The sequence below is a fragment of the Viscerimonas tarda genome, from assembly GCF_054601255.1.
The window spans coordinates 1-13,070 of record NZ_BAAHWV010000055.1 but is presented as its reverse complement, the minus strand read 5'-3'; the positions used below and the strand labels follow the sequence as shown (position 1 = coordinate 13,070).

The window sequence follows — 13,070 nt, the reverse complement described above, 5'->3', positions numbered from 1 at the left end:
TTGCTCTGCCGTATCTTCGTCTATGTTATATTTGGATTCCATATCGCTTTGAAGTCTTTCTTTGTAATCATTCAACGATTCCGCTTCACAATCCAACCAAGCATTACACATTTCTTCATGGAGTTTATCCATAGAATTGCTTGCCACGCATGATTGAAGCAGGTCAATCGAATTATCAAGATTATCATTATAATCCACATAGCATAAGCTGACATAAGTCGGCAGCAATTCCAGTATTTGTTCCAGTATTATTTCCTTATTCTTCATCTCCGGGATAGTTGGGGTTTGTTTCCTGTTCTTCAATCACATAATTCCGCTCTCTGTCTTGCGTTTGCCTGTACAGGCGCAGTTGTTCCATATTTTCATCCGTCAGGAGTTCTTCTTTCTTCATGTCGGACAGGTAGGCATCAAGCGGCTCTTTGCCGGTAAATACGCCCTGCAAGCGGAAGCTGTCCCAGCTGTGCCATGCGTTGCAGCTGTATAATAAATGTACTTTTTCCATATCATGCTGTTTTTACTGATTTTTCAAATTCCCTGATTTGTTCTTCAATTTCCTTATCGGTCAGGATTATGCTCCGCAGGGCGGAATAATATTTTCCGTTCAGACGAAAGCAAAACCGGTACAGGTTGCCGTAATAACACTCGCCAACGAAAAAGCGGTTGCCGTCAAAGCGTTTGGGTGGCACACATTCCAGCAAGTCCCAATACCGTTCTTCCGTGATTTCCTCAAAAGGTTTGCAGAGGGACTGTTCGTAGCGTTCAATAACGGGAATCTGTTCTTCGAGGCTCAATGCCTGCAAAGCGGGATTATTTTCCCGTATGCGCAGTTCTTCCGGCGTTTCCCCGCCGTAATCGCTATGAATGCCGTCGCTCATGGAGGCAAGCGCTGCCCCGTCAAAATTGGCGGGGTCGAGAATGAATTTTAACGTATTACCCATGATTTGCCTTATATAATTCAGTTTCATATTCTTCGCTGTTTTCCCCATATTCGGGGTCTAACAGCGATGCTCCAAACCGGACTGTTTTATAGTTCGGCTCGCATTTAAGAGTTTCACCCTGTTTTGTCAGGCGGGTTATATCTTCGTCGGATAACAAGCCTGCCGCTTTCATGCCGGCAAGGTATCGTTTCAATGTCCTGCCGGAAGTAAAAATGCCTATCAACTCTTCACTCATAGGCGGACCGAAATATTCAAAGCGATACAGTTGAATTACCTGTTTCATGCTATTTGTATTTTTTTTAATGATTTTTCAGGCTATTGCAAGTCATATTCTTTCTTTGCCCATTCCCTGACTGTTGATGGAAACACCGGTTTCAACAATACGCCGTCGTAGCGGTAGAGGCAAAAATCCGTTTTTGCGCTTTCGTAATAATCCATTGTTTCCAATAAATTCCGAATTTCTTTACCGTCGTCATCCCTGAAAATCCGTGTCCCCGATTGGCGGACAAGCCAGACAAAAGGTATTTCCGCGTTCGTGTTGTCAAGGAAGGCAATATCGTGTTCGGTGAAATCCGTCAGGTATGAAACCATCAAGCTACGGGCGATAATGTCCATTGCCTGCAAAATTTCCCATCGAGACATGCGCGAAGGCTCTATTTCCAAATTGTCGTAGCCTTCTTCTTCCAGCGCAGGCAATAAATGGGCATATTCGCCTTCATAGACCGGATGCGAGGCGTTCATCACAAAATCGTAATCGGCTTCATCGAAACGCTTGTCTTCAAAATCGTATGAGGCGACAATTTCGGGACATTCATCCAGCATCTGTCCGGGGAACAGGACGCTGATTGAGCCGCTTCGAACATGCTTGCGGAAGACCGCCTTTTGGCTCAATGGGTAAAGTTCACACTCATACACTTCGGCTTCGCTTGCGCCGCTGCCGATAAGGTAAGTGTTCCAGCCTGTTTTTTCCTGCACTTCATATACGCCGGAAGTTTCGTTTTCGGGGTCGCGCCGGTAAACTTTTTGACCTTTCTTAAATTCATCCATTTTTCTTGCTTTTTTTCTTTTTTCTTTTTACCAAATCCAGAGATACATGGTCTTCACAGTCTTCGCACCATGCGTCATCGTCAATATCCCCCGCATAGCTGTTGTTGTCATTGGGGTACACCCATGCCTTAACCTGCACGTCTTTTGAACCGCACTCGGCGCAGACCAAGTATTCTTTCGGTTCTTCCCTGACTTCGCTGATATTGATTTCGCCGAGCTTTGTGAGCGTTTTGATGTCATGCAAGGCATAACCCGCACTGATAAATTGCATGGATTCTTTGCTGTATTCCCTTACCGGAAATTTCTCGTTATCAAAAACAGCTTTCAGGGCGTTTTCTTCCGCCGGATTTTCCGGTATAAAATTGTAGCCTGCTATTTTTCCGGCATGTTCCAATAATTCTAATTTCATATCCTTTTTTTATTCAATGATTTCTATTTCATGCACATATATTTCGTTTTCTTCATTTTGGGCATTGTAGCTGTCGATAGCGCTCTGCATTTCTTCCCTGCCTGTAACAGCCGTCCCTGTGCGTTTGCCAACGCCTGCAAACAGGCTTTGCTCGGTTTCACAGTATTCCGAGCCTGTTTCCCACTGGTCGATAATGAACCTATCGGGAAAATATTTTCCTTCGGCATCGTTGGTCGCATAATAGCCGTTACCGGTTTCTTCCGCCAGAAAGTAGTATTTCAGGCTTTTATACTTACCGCAGACAGAATCCCAGACTTCCGGCATATCGCCCCAAGCTGTTTCCGTGTTAAACTGCAAGGTCGCCTCGCTGGTACGCTCCAAGTTCATAAACTCCCCGCGGCAATTAATTTTCTTCCGGTCGCCCCCAAAAAGAGCAACAACATTTCCCAGAAAGTTTTTCCCAAAGCCATTCTCTACCAACGGAACATCCTGCTTTTCCAATGATTCCAATTTTTGCATCAGGTCGGCAATTTCTTCTTTATCGCCTTCAACGACATAGTTTGTAAAACACCAGTTCGGCATAATTTTTCTGCAAATTTTTCGTGGTTGCGCTCACGTTTAATAGGATTGTATGATAATTATTTATGTGTCTGTCTCCTTTATGCCCTGTTAAAGGGATAGAAACCGTTGAGGTAGAAATTCAACGCCCGGCTTTCCGTTTTATGATAGCCGATAATTTCCTGTATTTCTTCCCTTGCGAAGCCATTTTCTTTTTTCAGTTCGCGAGCAAAGCGGGCAAACGCTTTTTCTTCCCTTGTGGCAGGGCGGGTAAATGTTCCGCCCTGTGCGTTCAGTTGTCTTTGTGTATTCATTGTGTATTTCATTAATTTATGCTGTTTTTCGTTGCGGTATTTGGATTATTGCTGACGCCGCTGACAACAGCTTGTCGAAAAGCGGCGCGAAAACTTCAATTTCTTCCGTTGTCGGGTAAGGATAGAGTTCGGGACGGGAATAATCGGCGTAACCGACCGTATTGGCAAGGTAATCGTTTTCGTATCCCGATAAAGAGAGTTTGCGGATAACATACATTTCAAAAGCGCGGGCGTTCATTTCAATTTTCATCGCCCAGTAAGGCTTTGACTTTAATTCGTCGATTTTTCTGCTGCGTATTTTGTAATCACTCTTTCCGATGGCGTTGTTCAATACCCTGAATACTTCCGCTATTTCTCCGTTCTGCATGTTCCCTGCCGTATCGGAAGCATAGCAGAGGGGACTTCCCTCTATAATGGACAGGTAATTGTCGAGGGCGTGGAACCATTCGTGGGCAAGCGAACCCGCCCCTTTCTTTTTGGTCAGGTTGATAACCCTTTTGAGAGGCTCGTAATGCGCTTTGGCTTTCCCGCTTCCACGCGCACCGAAGGCAAGGGCAAGCGTTCCATCCAGCGACAGGGCTTCGGGCGGGAAACCTGTCGCATTTGCCAAATCGAGCAAGGCATCGTAAGCCTCGTTGAGGTTGGAAGCTCTTTCGGTCTGGTTTACCCAGTTGCCGAACTCCACCCCGCGAAAAGGTATTGCGGCAGAGAATTTTACGGGACTTACATCCAATCCCAGCCGGTAATCTTTGCCGACACGGGGACGGTTCCAGTCCCGCCGTTCTTCCGGTACCATGCGGATGAGGCGGTACATTTCGGTCAATTTCTCCTTTTTGTTGCGGTAGCAGTCTTCCGCTTCTTCCCTTGTCAAACCTTTAATGAGGACGATGCCTGCTTTGCCTTTGGGAGTGATAAAGTAAGTTTTGGTGGCGGTGTGCCGATAGATGGAGAATTGCTGTGCGCTTTTTGATTTTGCGCCGGAGTTTTCCCTTACCCACGCAATTACTTCTTTGAGGCTCCCGCTTTTGCGGATAAAATTCCCTTTGCAGGCGCCATAGTTCTCGCCGTATAATTTCTTTACCTGAAAGGGATAGGGATTGAAGTCTTCTTCGGGAAAGCCTGCCGCCTGCATGATTTCATGGTAGCTGTGAAAGCCTTTGCCGTGCAGCAGGTCGCCGGGGTCTTCAACGTATGTGCCGTCAATAAGGCTGCCGGTAAGGCGGATTTTACTCATGGTATTCTCCGCCCAGCGGTTCAGCGTATAGCTTCTGCGGGGCTTTGCCTCGATGCTCTCGTACAGGAAGCAGAGGCGGATAGTCTGTTCCGCCGTAATAGCTCTTTCGCGGAACATCCGCAGGAAATCGGGCTTGGGGAATGTCTTTGAAAGGGGCTGTGTAAGCAGCGCATCGGCGCTTACCAATTTGAGGCGCTCCAAATGCTGCCATGCCAAGTCTTTTTTGGCGCCACCGATTTTCTGTCCGAAATCGGTAATTTTTAGATTTGCTGTTTGCATATTCCTATATATTAATATGTTTATGGGGTTACTTTATAAAATCCTGTCAAACCAGCGGAAAAGCGGTTCTGACATTTTGGTTATCATTGACCGCCCGGAATGATTCCATCAGCTTCCGGCACTCCTCCATGCTGCTTTTGTTCCTGTCGTCCATGCGGTAGCTCGTGCAGTAGTCCGCTATCCATGACAGGACAAGCCCCGCAGATATTTTCCTGCCTGACGCCTTCCACGCCCTTTTTAGAAAAAAAGAAGTGAACACGCGAACATAGCCCGCCCGTTCAGGGGCGATTTAAGCAGATTACCTGCACTATGTTCCTGTGTCATACAAGGGAGGAAGTCATTGCCTCACGGCAATATTGCAGTAAGTTGAGAAAATTTTATGCAGTGTGGGTATTTCGGGGTGCAATCCCGACAAAGTGTATATCAATACCCTTAAAAGCTATCAAAGGCACAGACTTTTAAGCCCATGCCTTTGATAACATTAAAAACGCTTGCCTGCATTTACGCCGCATTTTTGAGTTCGGAAGGCGTTTCGGTTTTTGCAGCGTTTTTATCCGCTTTGCCTTTGTTTGTTTTATCCGCATTTTCGGCAGCCGGTTGCTTGCTTTCATCCGCATTTACGGCAGGCGTTTCTTCTTCTTTGGCTAACAGGACGCGGAAATTCATGGCGTCGAAAATCGCTTTGGTGGCATTGTGGATTGCCTTGCTTTTTTCGCGGTTGGTAAAATCCAAGTCTTTTTTGGTCGGGACAAAGCCCAGACGCGCCCAAACGGAATCTTCCAAATGGTAGGTTTTGACAAGCTCGCCTTTTGACGTGCGGATAATAATGGCAGACGGAGTAGAGGCGCGGAGTTTGGAACGGATGCCATCGGCGTCGGCACGCAATTTTGTTTCGGCTTCTTTCACGCTCCAAAATGTAGCGACAACCGCTTTGATTGCCTTGAACACCGAATTTTGCGATTTATCGGCAGGCTCGTAATCTTCGCCGAAAAACTGCAATGCAGTTTGCGCGTCTTCCTTACCGTTGTACACGAAAATAATACCTTTCAAACCTGTTTGATTTGCAGAAAATTGTTCTGCGTTTAATTTACTGATTGACATAATTTTAAATATTTATTTGTATTCTATGCAAAAGCGCATATTGCGGGCATCAGGGAATCGAACCCTGCCTTGACCGTCCTTACCGGTAATGCCCTGAAAAAACCGCCCGCACAATTTCACCTTATGCGGGCAGTTTCTTAAATCAATTTGCTCCTCAACTTTCACAAAAACGTGCCGGATAGTCCGCTATTTAGAAAAAACGATTATATTTGCAGTATTCAATTACAAAAATATTCTTTCCATGTCGTGGCAGACCCATACGATACTCCGATTTCACGCAGGCATTTCTCCGGCACGTCCCCGCTCTTTTCCAAGCGGGCAGCTAACATTCAGGCGGGTGGCGGCTGGTGATTATGGGCATGACATTGGCAATGCTCTTTTCTCAAGTCCCGTGCAGGGTGTTTTTCCTGCATAGCGTATTTTAGCTCCCAGCGCACAGGGGCGCATTTACGGCATTATTCATTACGCTTCCTTATTCAGTGCGACCGTACTCCCAAAATTTAACGTACTTTTGGCACTCGGATATAAGTAATACATACTTTTCCGTTCCGACTTGCTGCATTGGTTTGCAGTCCTGCGCGGTGTGGTTATTTAACACCCTCTTTGAACGTTCCAAAACGTACAGGCATTTTTTGATTTTCCAGAGTTCAAAAAAATGTTTCCAATAAAAAAACTCTTTTGTTTCTCGCTTTTTGCGGTCTTTGTTCTTTTGTCTTTTATTCTTATTTGTTTGTTTATATATTTTGTTACTTTTTTGTTCTGTATATTTGCGGCTCGCTTGCCGTATCAGAACAACACTATGATACGGAAAAAAATTTCAAGTACAAAAACTTTTTGAAAAATATTTTTTTTGAAAAGCAAAAAAATGAAAAGGTAAACAGCGCGTATGTGCGAGGCTATTATGTTTATAATCAAACTGTTATAATAAACAATTATTTCCTGAAAAAAATTTCATTTTCACAAAAACGGAAAAAGAACGGATTAAACATATATATCACAATGATAGTTTGCATTTGAAAATCATAATTTATTTATTATAAACCGATTACAATTTATACGGATTGGATAAAAACAGTAATAACAGATAAAAAATAAAAATATACTTTCAAAATGATAGCTGTTTTTATTTTTTTGCCGTTTCAGGTTTACTTTGTACAAAAGTAAACCATGTAAATATCTGAAAACAAGTTAATTGACATTTTTAAAAAGAAAAGGGTGGGTACGCCTGCGGGTGCGGATTCCATATCTGTGCTCGGGGCAAATTCCCAAGTCCCGTTTTTTTGAAAGCGTTATTTTAGCGTTCGGCAGGGGAAAATCTTCCCGGAAATGGCTTTCTGTTAAAACAAACAAATAAGTAAACCGGCAATAGACAGGTTTTATCTTATTTTTCCGATTCGGATAGAACAATATACGCCTGTTTGTATATGCTTTTCATGTTATTTATCTGATTAGTATTCGGTTAGTGAAACAAAAAATAAATGGCGTATCTGTATATAAAAATTCCCCGTTTTCCATGAACCTGATTGACAGTATATATGGGTCTGTATATGTTCCTTACAATATATGATTGGCTGACAATTTGATAACATGAATAAAAATAAGCGAATGGGATGTATATATGGCGGTGATTTTCGGATTGAAAACGCCATATACAGCATTTCTCCATGATACTGTCATTCATATTTTTGACTACTTTTTTGCTTGTTTTTTTATCCCCTGACGGAATGATGAAATAAAAACAATAATTTTTGCGTTTTATTTTAAAAGCGGTATATTTGTTCCGGTTTTATTTCCTGTATATAAAAACAGGGAAATTATATATAGACAGCAGTAATGAAAAACAGCAAGCAGGTTATTTCCTATCTGGAATCATTTGGGGCGTCCACCGAAAAGGACGAACTGGCCATCGAATCCTTCCTGTTGCGCAGGAATGTGTCCGTTGACGTGAGCCGGATACTGAAGTCAGGCGGCGGGAAGCTGCAGGGAATCACGTTCGAGCAATTCACGGAATGGTTTGAGACCTCGCTGCCCGTGAAAAACGAGGTTATTGTCATGGACAGTAGCGGGCTAACCGGTATTACTCCTTGCCTGTGCGTCAATGAAATAATTCTTGGCGTGTCCCTTACGCCCGAAGGCGTATTGGATACTTCGGAAGTCAAAATAAATCCTTCGCCCGGAACAGCTTACAGGGAAGCCTCATACGAAGAGAAAGTCCGCCTGCAGAGGGCGCTTAATGAAAACGGTCTTTTATGGAACAATGCCCGCAGCCATCTGTTGCCGGTGGAGGAACCGGCAGACGGCCTGTTCCTGCGGGTATCGCTGCTGGGGGAAAGAATAGCCGTCGGCGTATTCCGTGAAATCAACGCAAAGGGACAGGTTGTGATGTACTGTGTCAAGGAAAACGACAGGTCAGTGCGTTATTCTCTTTACGAGCCTGTCGCCGACCGTTGTGCTTGCCAGTTGGAGCCTGTCAGCGCCCAGGAGCGGGAAATGCTGGCCAGGGAACTGGAAAAGGCGGGCAAGGTATGGAACGGCTTTGCTAAGCGGATTGAGCCCCTGCATTTCAGGGTGGAAAAGGGAGAAATCTATTTCTACATTGACGATTTTCTGACCATAACGGCTACGGCTGAGAAGAATATGCCCAAGGACTTAAAACGGCTGAGAAGTGGAAATTACTACCGCAACCGCTGCGATGCGGAGGAAATGCTTGCCTTTATCGACAAGCGGCGGAAGAAGCAACTGGTTGATTTTGTCGACGGAAAAGACCGGAAAGGGCAGTTTATGAAAAAACGATCAAAAACGGCAGGGTAAACCTCTTTGGGATAAATGTTTCATACAAAATTCCGCAACTGCGATTGAGCGTTTACTTTAATCATTTTTTTCTTTTTTAAAAAAAGAATTTCTTATTAAGATATATCTATTTATTAATTCTATATACTATATATCTATTATAGAAGGTAATTTTTTATACCCCCTCCCCTGAATTTTTTAAGGGGTTGCCCTGTAAAAAATTCATACCCCTCCCTGTAATTTTTTGTACCCCGGAAAACAAGACCCAAAAAAAGCCGTCCCCATTTTTGGAAACGACTTTTTCAAATCAGGTCACGATTCTTCAATCCCTCAGTTCGCGGATTTCATCATCGGTAATGCTTTCAATCGGGCGCCCTGCCTTTTTGAACTGCCGGTTGCAAAATGCCGTCAGCCTGTCATGGTCGGAGGTGGCAGACAGGATTTCAACCAGACGATAGTACAAGGACATGTTGAAGGAATAGAACACCCTGTTTCCCTCCGGATTATGGCTTACCTCCAGCAGCTTCATCGCTGACAAACGCTTGACACAGCGGATAAAGGCGCATTCCTTCAGTCCCATCCGCCGGGCGTATTCCGCCTTTGACCAGCGGATCCGGAAGCCGGCGGTCTTGAGGAACTCAAACCGTACCATGTGCAGGATAAACAGGGTCTCCACAGGCTTAAACATAACAGACAAGCCCGGATAATACTTGACGAAAGATATTTTTTCTCTCTGTTCCATGAATGTAAATTTTTAAGAATAAAAAAATAAGAAAATAAGACTACGGCTTTCCGGCAGGTATGCTTTCGTTCACATAAAAAAACTGCGTTTTCCTGTTGACCATGGGCTTATATACCGAAAAGCCCAGTTGCCGGGCATGTCTGCCGACCGATACGCGGTTGGGCAGCCTGAAGGAATGCTCCCTCAGGTGCTGCGCCATTTCTTCAAATGTCATCTTTTGCTTTAATTCCATTTTGTTCGTTTTTAATGTTATTGATATGAATCGGGTATCATTCAATAATAGGACTTTCCCCCGGAAACGGTTTTAAGCCGGAAGAACCGCAGTCCCCGTATATGGATTTTTCGCCCGGTACAACTCCAGTATGTATTCCCTTCCCGCTTTCGTCCACCGCTTCCCGTGCGAGCAGGCGTATGTTTTCCCGTATTTGTTGGTCCACAGGTAGGGGTGGTCGCATTGCAGGGGTGCATAAGCGGGATAAACAACGTACTGCCTGTTTTCGAAACGGCATATTTTATGTTCCATCAGGAAGCGGTGCAACCCGGAGGCCGTAATCCGCAATTCCTCGGCAATCAGCGAGGTCTTGAAGCATTCGCGGTTTTCAATGAAGTCGTTGTAGAACGCTATCTTGTAGTCGTCGTTTTTTTCAATGGCAACACGGTTCTGTCGGGAGAGCGCCGCCAGCTTCTCGCGGCACCATGCGTGAAGCTCCGGCGACAGCCACCGGGCAAATTCCAGTCCCAATACCGCTTCCATCCACGTAGCGCCATGGCTGCCCCTGACAGTAAGTATTTGCTCTTCCGTACCTTTTGATTTTCCCTGTTCGACAAGCGACTGCCTGAAGCGGGCGGTTTCCGCCATAAGAAGCCATTTTTTATGGTTTCTGCCAACGGCTTTCGCCATTTGCGTAGCGTTAAGGAAAATCCTGCCGCTTTCCTTCATAAACGAAACCGGATGCCCTCTGAAGGTAAAAGTAACCGGCTCGGCAAGCGGTTTCGCAGCCGCCTGTCCGATGGAAGGCAACCGGTGACCGGTTGACAGGGAAACTATCCACTGTTCCAGTTCATCACAAAGAATGGCTACCTGCTCATCCTCTTTCCGTACCGCCCGGATCAGAACCGTTGCATCGTACAGACGGACAAACCGGTAGAGCTTGCCGTTACCGTAAACCGGGAAATTTCCGTAAGCGGGACATAATCCGGCTGCCTGCCCGTTTTCGTACATATCCCCGCGTTCAAGTATCCTGCACAGGTCATACAGGCTGACCCATTCCACATTCCCGTCCATGTCCCCGACGACATAAACATGGGCTCCCCTGTTGAAGGGAATTTTACTGCATTTTCGTTTCATCTTTCAAGCCGTTTTCCGTTTTACGTTTCTTTTCCGCCAAATTCCGCTTCTTCGCCATTTCGCGCACGGAGTGATACTTCCGGTCTTCCCCGCACATGGCGTCATACTCTTCCAGCTTCAGGTTGTCCAGATCGCCGGTCTCGACTTCAATCTCAGGATGTACATGCCGGAAATAATAACCTCCCGAAGTGACATACCTGCCGGTGCAGCAGAATGAAATAGCCTGCAAATTCCCCCTTGAAAACTCAGCGGCGCTGTGCAGGGAGCGCACAATCGCAATCAATACCCGCGCCCCATTGAATACCAGGACGTGCTTGGGTTCCTTAAAATTACTTCTTCTCATGATTCAAATGTATTAAATGTATTTTATGTTAAGTCTTCCTTTGTAATCCGTTCCCCGGCTATCCTCAGCAGCGCCGTATCCGACAGCGCCATGCCGGTCAGGAGCATTTCCGACATCCGCTCCAGCAGGTGAACGGCAAATCCGGGGTCCAAATAGGCGGCAAAAAGCAGCGACAGGGATTCCTCCATGTACCAGTTATCCGCCGCCTCATCCCTTACAAGCAAATCTTCTTCCCTCAGGTCGAACGCTTCCTGCACCGCCCTTATCCAGAAGCCGAACTGCGACCTGAAGTTTTCAATACTGTGGATTTGTGTATTTCCCTTTTCCCGGAGATACCTCCCCGCATCGAAATACAGCATCCCTTTTCCTGACAAACCGAACAGCATTCCGGGAAATTCCCGGTACCGGATTTCCCGGCAGGACAATATTCCTTTTTCCATTTCTTTTGACTGTTTTTTTTCGTTTAAAATGTGGCTGTAAAATTAGTATTTTTACTTGTAATATTAATCAAAACATAGAGATAAATTAACATCATATTTCATTATTTAATATTGATAAATAGCATATTACATTATATTTCGCATATTCATTTTTAATTAAATATTGTATATTTTATCGGATTATTGAAAATATAATTTATTCCATTTGCAACCATAAAATACAGTATATATAATATTCAGAAAACAACCTGTTTTTTACCTGTTTTCCCTATTCTTTCAAAAGAGAAAAAAATGCAGTCAGCAAACAGGGAAGGAAGCTTCGGACATGAATTATTGGAGAGTATTTTCCGCACGAGCAAGAAGACCATACAGGAATACGTGCGGGAAATCGAGCGGAACAACCGTTACAAGTCCGTGCGCGGGGATGTAACGCTGGGGTGCATTCTGGACGACCGCTCCCGGCTGATAGACCTGTACGAAGCCTGCCTCCAGCAGGACGCACACATCCGCGCCGTTATCGAAACCCTCGAAAGCCAAATCCTGGGCGACCGCTACATGCTGGCAAAAATGAACGGCAAGGGCAAATACATCAAGGACGTCAGGGAAACCCAGAAGATTCAGGGGACGCAGTTCGACAAAATCATACGCGGCATTGTGGAATCCAAACTCTACGGCTATACGCTTCTGGAAATCATGCCGCACATCCATCCGCGGACGGGCAAGCTGGCGGAAGTCAATATCATCGAAAGGCGCAACGTGCTTCCCGACCAGAGGGTAGTCGTCAAGCGTCAGGGGATGTGGATGCCCCACTGGAACCTGGCTTCGGATGCTTACAGCCGGAACTATGTTTTAATCAATACCGGGGACATCGGCCTGTTTTCCGCTACTGCTCCCTTGATACTCGCCAAGAAGTTTACGGTCGCCAACTATGTGAACTTTTCACATACCTACGGGCAGCCCGTTATCCACGGTAAAAGCGTGTCGGAAAGTAATTCTGACCGCAAACGCCTGGCAAACGATATTGCCAACGCCGCGCAGAACAAGGTGATTGTTACCGGATTGGAAGACGAAATCGACATCAAGACATTCACCATGTCGAACTCGGAAAAGATTTATACCTCCCTGATTGAGTTTGTCAACAGCGAGGTATCGAACATGATACTGGGATCGGAATCCATGGCGGGAGGTATGCAGTCCTACGTCGGCTCTACCAAGGCGCATCAGGATATTTTCAGGGAACGGATTGAAGTTTACCGGAGGTATATCGAGAATATCATGAATGAGGAAATCATTCCCCGTCTGGTGGCAATGAATTATATTCCGGCGGGACTGGATTTCAAGTATTCCAACCGGATAGAGATGAACAACGAGGACCGCATCCGGCTATACGGGCTGATTACCGACAAATACGAGGTAACCGCCGATGAAATAGAAAAGGAGTTTGGGATCCACGTGGGACGACAGTTGAATTTAATGGATAGGGCTGGCGGCAATGCTTCAACATCCGGCGACCGGCATATTATGACA

The 13,070-nt window shown here is 45.4% G+C and carries 17 protein-coding genes and 1 pseudogene; 2 read left to right on the top strand and 16 right to left on the bottom strand.

The features are described from left to right. From ACYPWY_RS14705 to ACYPWY_RS14655, 11 genes and pseudogenes are all read right to left on the bottom strand, one after another. Positions 1–267, bottom strand: a pseudogene (locus ACYPWY_RS14705) (hypothetical protein); the annotation flags it as partial. After that, complete coding sequence (locus ACYPWY_RS14700; RefSeq protein ID WP_459686303.1) at positions 257–502, bottom strand: hypothetical protein; 246 nt, start codon at positions 500–502, stop codon at positions 257–259. The pseudogene ACYPWY_RS14705 and the gene ACYPWY_RS14700, both read right to left, overlap by 11 nt. A gap of 1 nt (position 503) precedes the next feature. Next, positions 504–965, bottom strand: a complete 462-nt coding sequence (locus ACYPWY_RS14695; protein WP_459686302.1) for a hypothetical protein — start codon at positions 963–965, stop codon at positions 504–506. Continuing rightward, complete coding sequence (locus ACYPWY_RS14690) at positions 931–1,221, bottom strand: hypothetical protein (RefSeq protein WP_459686301.1); 291 nt, start codon at positions 1,219–1,221, stop codon at positions 931–933. Before ACYPWY_RS14690 ends, ACYPWY_RS14695 begins: the two co-directional genes overlap by 35 nt. 32 nt (positions 1,222–1,253) lie before the next feature. Further along, complete coding sequence (locus ACYPWY_RS14685; protein ID WP_459686300.1) at positions 1,254–1,985, bottom strand: hypothetical protein; 732 nt, start codon at positions 1,983–1,985, stop codon at positions 1,254–1,256. Further along, positions 1,978–2,394 carry a hypothetical protein gene (locus ACYPWY_RS14680; protein ID WP_459686299.1) on the bottom strand — a complete coding sequence of 139 codons (417 nt, stop codon included), beginning with the start codon at positions 2,392–2,394 and terminating at the stop codon, positions 1,978–1,980. Before ACYPWY_RS14680 ends, ACYPWY_RS14685 begins: the two co-directional genes overlap by 8 nt. 9 nt (positions 2,395–2,403) lie before the next feature. After that, positions 2,404–2,976, bottom strand: coding sequence for a hypothetical protein (locus tag ACYPWY_RS14675; RefSeq protein WP_459686298.1), 573 nt, complete (start codon positions 2,974–2,976; stop codon positions 2,404–2,406). Positions 2,977–3,053: 77 nt separating this feature from the next. Next, complete coding sequence (locus ACYPWY_RS14670; RefSeq protein ID WP_459686297.1) at positions 3,054–3,266, bottom strand: hypothetical protein; 213 nt, start codon at positions 3,264–3,266, stop codon at positions 3,054–3,056. Positions 3,267–3,282: 16 nt separating this feature from the next. Next, positions 3,283–4,779 carry an LPD5 domain-containing protein gene (locus tag ACYPWY_RS14665; protein WP_459686296.1) on the bottom strand — a complete coding sequence of 499 codons (1,497 nt, stop codon included), beginning with the start codon at positions 4,777–4,779 and terminating at the stop codon, positions 3,283–3,285. Between the two features lie 83 nt (positions 4,780–4,862). Beyond that, positions 4,863–5,009 carry a hypothetical protein gene (locus ACYPWY_RS14660; RefSeq protein WP_459686295.1) on the bottom strand — a complete coding sequence of 49 codons (147 nt, stop codon included), beginning with the start codon at positions 5,007–5,009 and terminating at the stop codon, positions 4,863–4,865. A 271-nt stretch (positions 5,010–5,280) separates the two neighbouring features. Beyond that, positions 5,281–5,880, bottom strand: coding sequence for a hypothetical protein (locus tag ACYPWY_RS14655; protein WP_459686294.1), 600 nt, complete (start codon positions 5,878–5,880; stop codon positions 5,281–5,283). 1,833 nt (positions 5,881–7,713) lie between these two features. On the opposite strand from ACYPWY_RS14655, the gene ACYPWY_RS14650 reads away from it, so the two are divergent. Then, positions 7,714–8,691, top strand: a complete 978-nt coding sequence (locus tag ACYPWY_RS14650) for a hypothetical protein (protein WP_459686293.1) — start codon at positions 7,714–7,716, stop codon at positions 8,689–8,691. A gap of 301 nt (positions 8,692–8,992) precedes the next feature. Here ACYPWY_RS14650 and ACYPWY_RS14645 read toward each other — a convergent pair whose 3' ends face one another. From ACYPWY_RS14645 to ACYPWY_RS14625, 5 genes are all read right to left on the bottom strand, one after another. Next, entirely contained in the window at positions 8,993–9,412 is a 420-nt protein-coding gene (locus tag ACYPWY_RS14645) for a hypothetical protein (RefSeq protein WP_459686292.1), read from the bottom strand. Between the two features lie 40 nt (positions 9,413–9,452). Continuing rightward, positions 9,453–9,644 carry a hypothetical protein gene (locus ACYPWY_RS14640; RefSeq protein ID WP_459686291.1) on the bottom strand — a complete coding sequence of 64 codons (192 nt, stop codon included), beginning with the start codon at positions 9,642–9,644 and terminating at the stop codon, positions 9,453–9,455. Between the two features lie 72 nt (positions 9,645–9,716). Beyond that, positions 9,717–10,760, bottom strand: coding sequence for a phage antirepressor KilAC domain-containing protein (locus ACYPWY_RS14635; RefSeq protein ID WP_459686290.1), 1,044 nt, complete (start codon positions 10,758–10,760; stop codon positions 9,717–9,719). Beyond that, entirely contained in the window at positions 10,741–11,103 is a 363-nt protein-coding gene (locus ACYPWY_RS14630) for a hypothetical protein (RefSeq protein ID WP_459686289.1), read from the bottom strand. Before ACYPWY_RS14630 ends, ACYPWY_RS14635 begins: the two co-directional genes overlap by 20 nt. Positions 11,104–11,126: 23 nt before the next feature. Then, positions 11,127–11,543 carry a hypothetical protein gene (locus tag ACYPWY_RS14625; protein ID WP_459686288.1) on the bottom strand — a complete coding sequence of 139 codons (417 nt, stop codon included), beginning with the start codon at positions 11,541–11,543 and terminating at the stop codon, positions 11,127–11,129. A 291-nt stretch (positions 11,544–11,834) separates the two neighbouring features. Between ACYPWY_RS14625 and ACYPWY_RS14620 the strand changes: the two genes are divergently transcribed. Continuing rightward, a partial coding sequence (locus ACYPWY_RS14620; RefSeq protein WP_459686287.1) for a phage portal protein family protein occupies positions 11,835–13,070 on the top strand: 1,236 nt, incomplete at its 3' end.

Bases quoted from the DNA above. Each gene is read 5' to 3' on its own strand.
- ACYPWY_RS14625 (WP_459686288.1), bottom strand. From the start codon at position 11,543: ATGGAAAAAGGAATATTGTCCTGCCGGGAAATCCGGTACCGGGAATTT.
- ACYPWY_RS14675 (WP_459686298.1), bottom strand. From the start codon at position 2,976: ATGCCGAACTGGTGTTTTACAAACTATGTCGTTGAAGGCGATAAAGAA.
- ACYPWY_RS14690 (WP_459686301.1), bottom strand. From the start codon at position 1,221: ATGAAACAGGTAATTCAACTGTATCGCTTTGAATATTTCGGTCCGCCT.
- ACYPWY_RS14695 (WP_459686302.1), bottom strand. From the start codon at position 965: ATGAAACTGAATTATATAAGGCAAATCATGGGTAATACGTTAAAATTC.
- ACYPWY_RS14685 (WP_459686300.1), bottom strand. From the start codon at position 1,985: ATGGATGAATTTAAGAAAGGTCAAAAAGTTTACCGGCGCGACCCCGAA.
- ACYPWY_RS14640 (WP_459686291.1), bottom strand. From the start codon at position 9,644: ATGGAATTAAAGCAAAAGATGACATTTGAAGAAATGGCGCAGCACCTG.
- ACYPWY_RS14630 (WP_459686289.1), bottom strand. From the start codon at position 11,103: ATGAGAAGAAGTAATTTTAAGGAACCCAAGCACGTCCTGGTATTCAAT.
- ACYPWY_RS14665 (WP_459686296.1), bottom strand. From the start codon at position 4,779: ATGCAAACAGCAAATCTAAAAATTACCGATTTCGGACAGAAAATCGGT.
- ACYPWY_RS14645 (WP_459686292.1), bottom strand. From the start codon at position 9,412: ATGGAACAGAGAGAAAAAATATCTTTCGTCAAGTATTATCCGGGCTTG.
- ACYPWY_RS14655 (WP_459686294.1), bottom strand. From the start codon at position 5,880: ATGTCAATCAGTAAATTAAACGCAGAACAATTTTCTGCAAATCAAACA.
- ACYPWY_RS14670 (WP_459686297.1), bottom strand. From the start codon at position 3,266: ATGAATACACAAAGACAACTGAACGCACAGGGCGGAACATTTACCCGC.
- ACYPWY_RS14650 (WP_459686293.1), top strand. From the start codon at position 7,714: ATGAAAAACAGCAAGCAGGTTATTTCCTATCTGGAATCATTTGGGGCG.
- ACYPWY_RS14635 (WP_459686290.1), bottom strand. From the start codon at position 10,760: ATGAAACGAAAATGCAGTAAAATTCCCTTCAACAGGGGAGCCCATGTT.
- ACYPWY_RS14680 (WP_459686299.1), bottom strand. From the start codon at position 2,394: ATGAAATTAGAATTATTGGAACATGCCGGAAAAATAGCAGGCTACAAT.
- ACYPWY_RS14700 (WP_459686303.1), bottom strand. From the start codon at position 502: ATGGAAAAAGTACATTTATTATACAGCTGCAACGCATGGCACAGCTGG.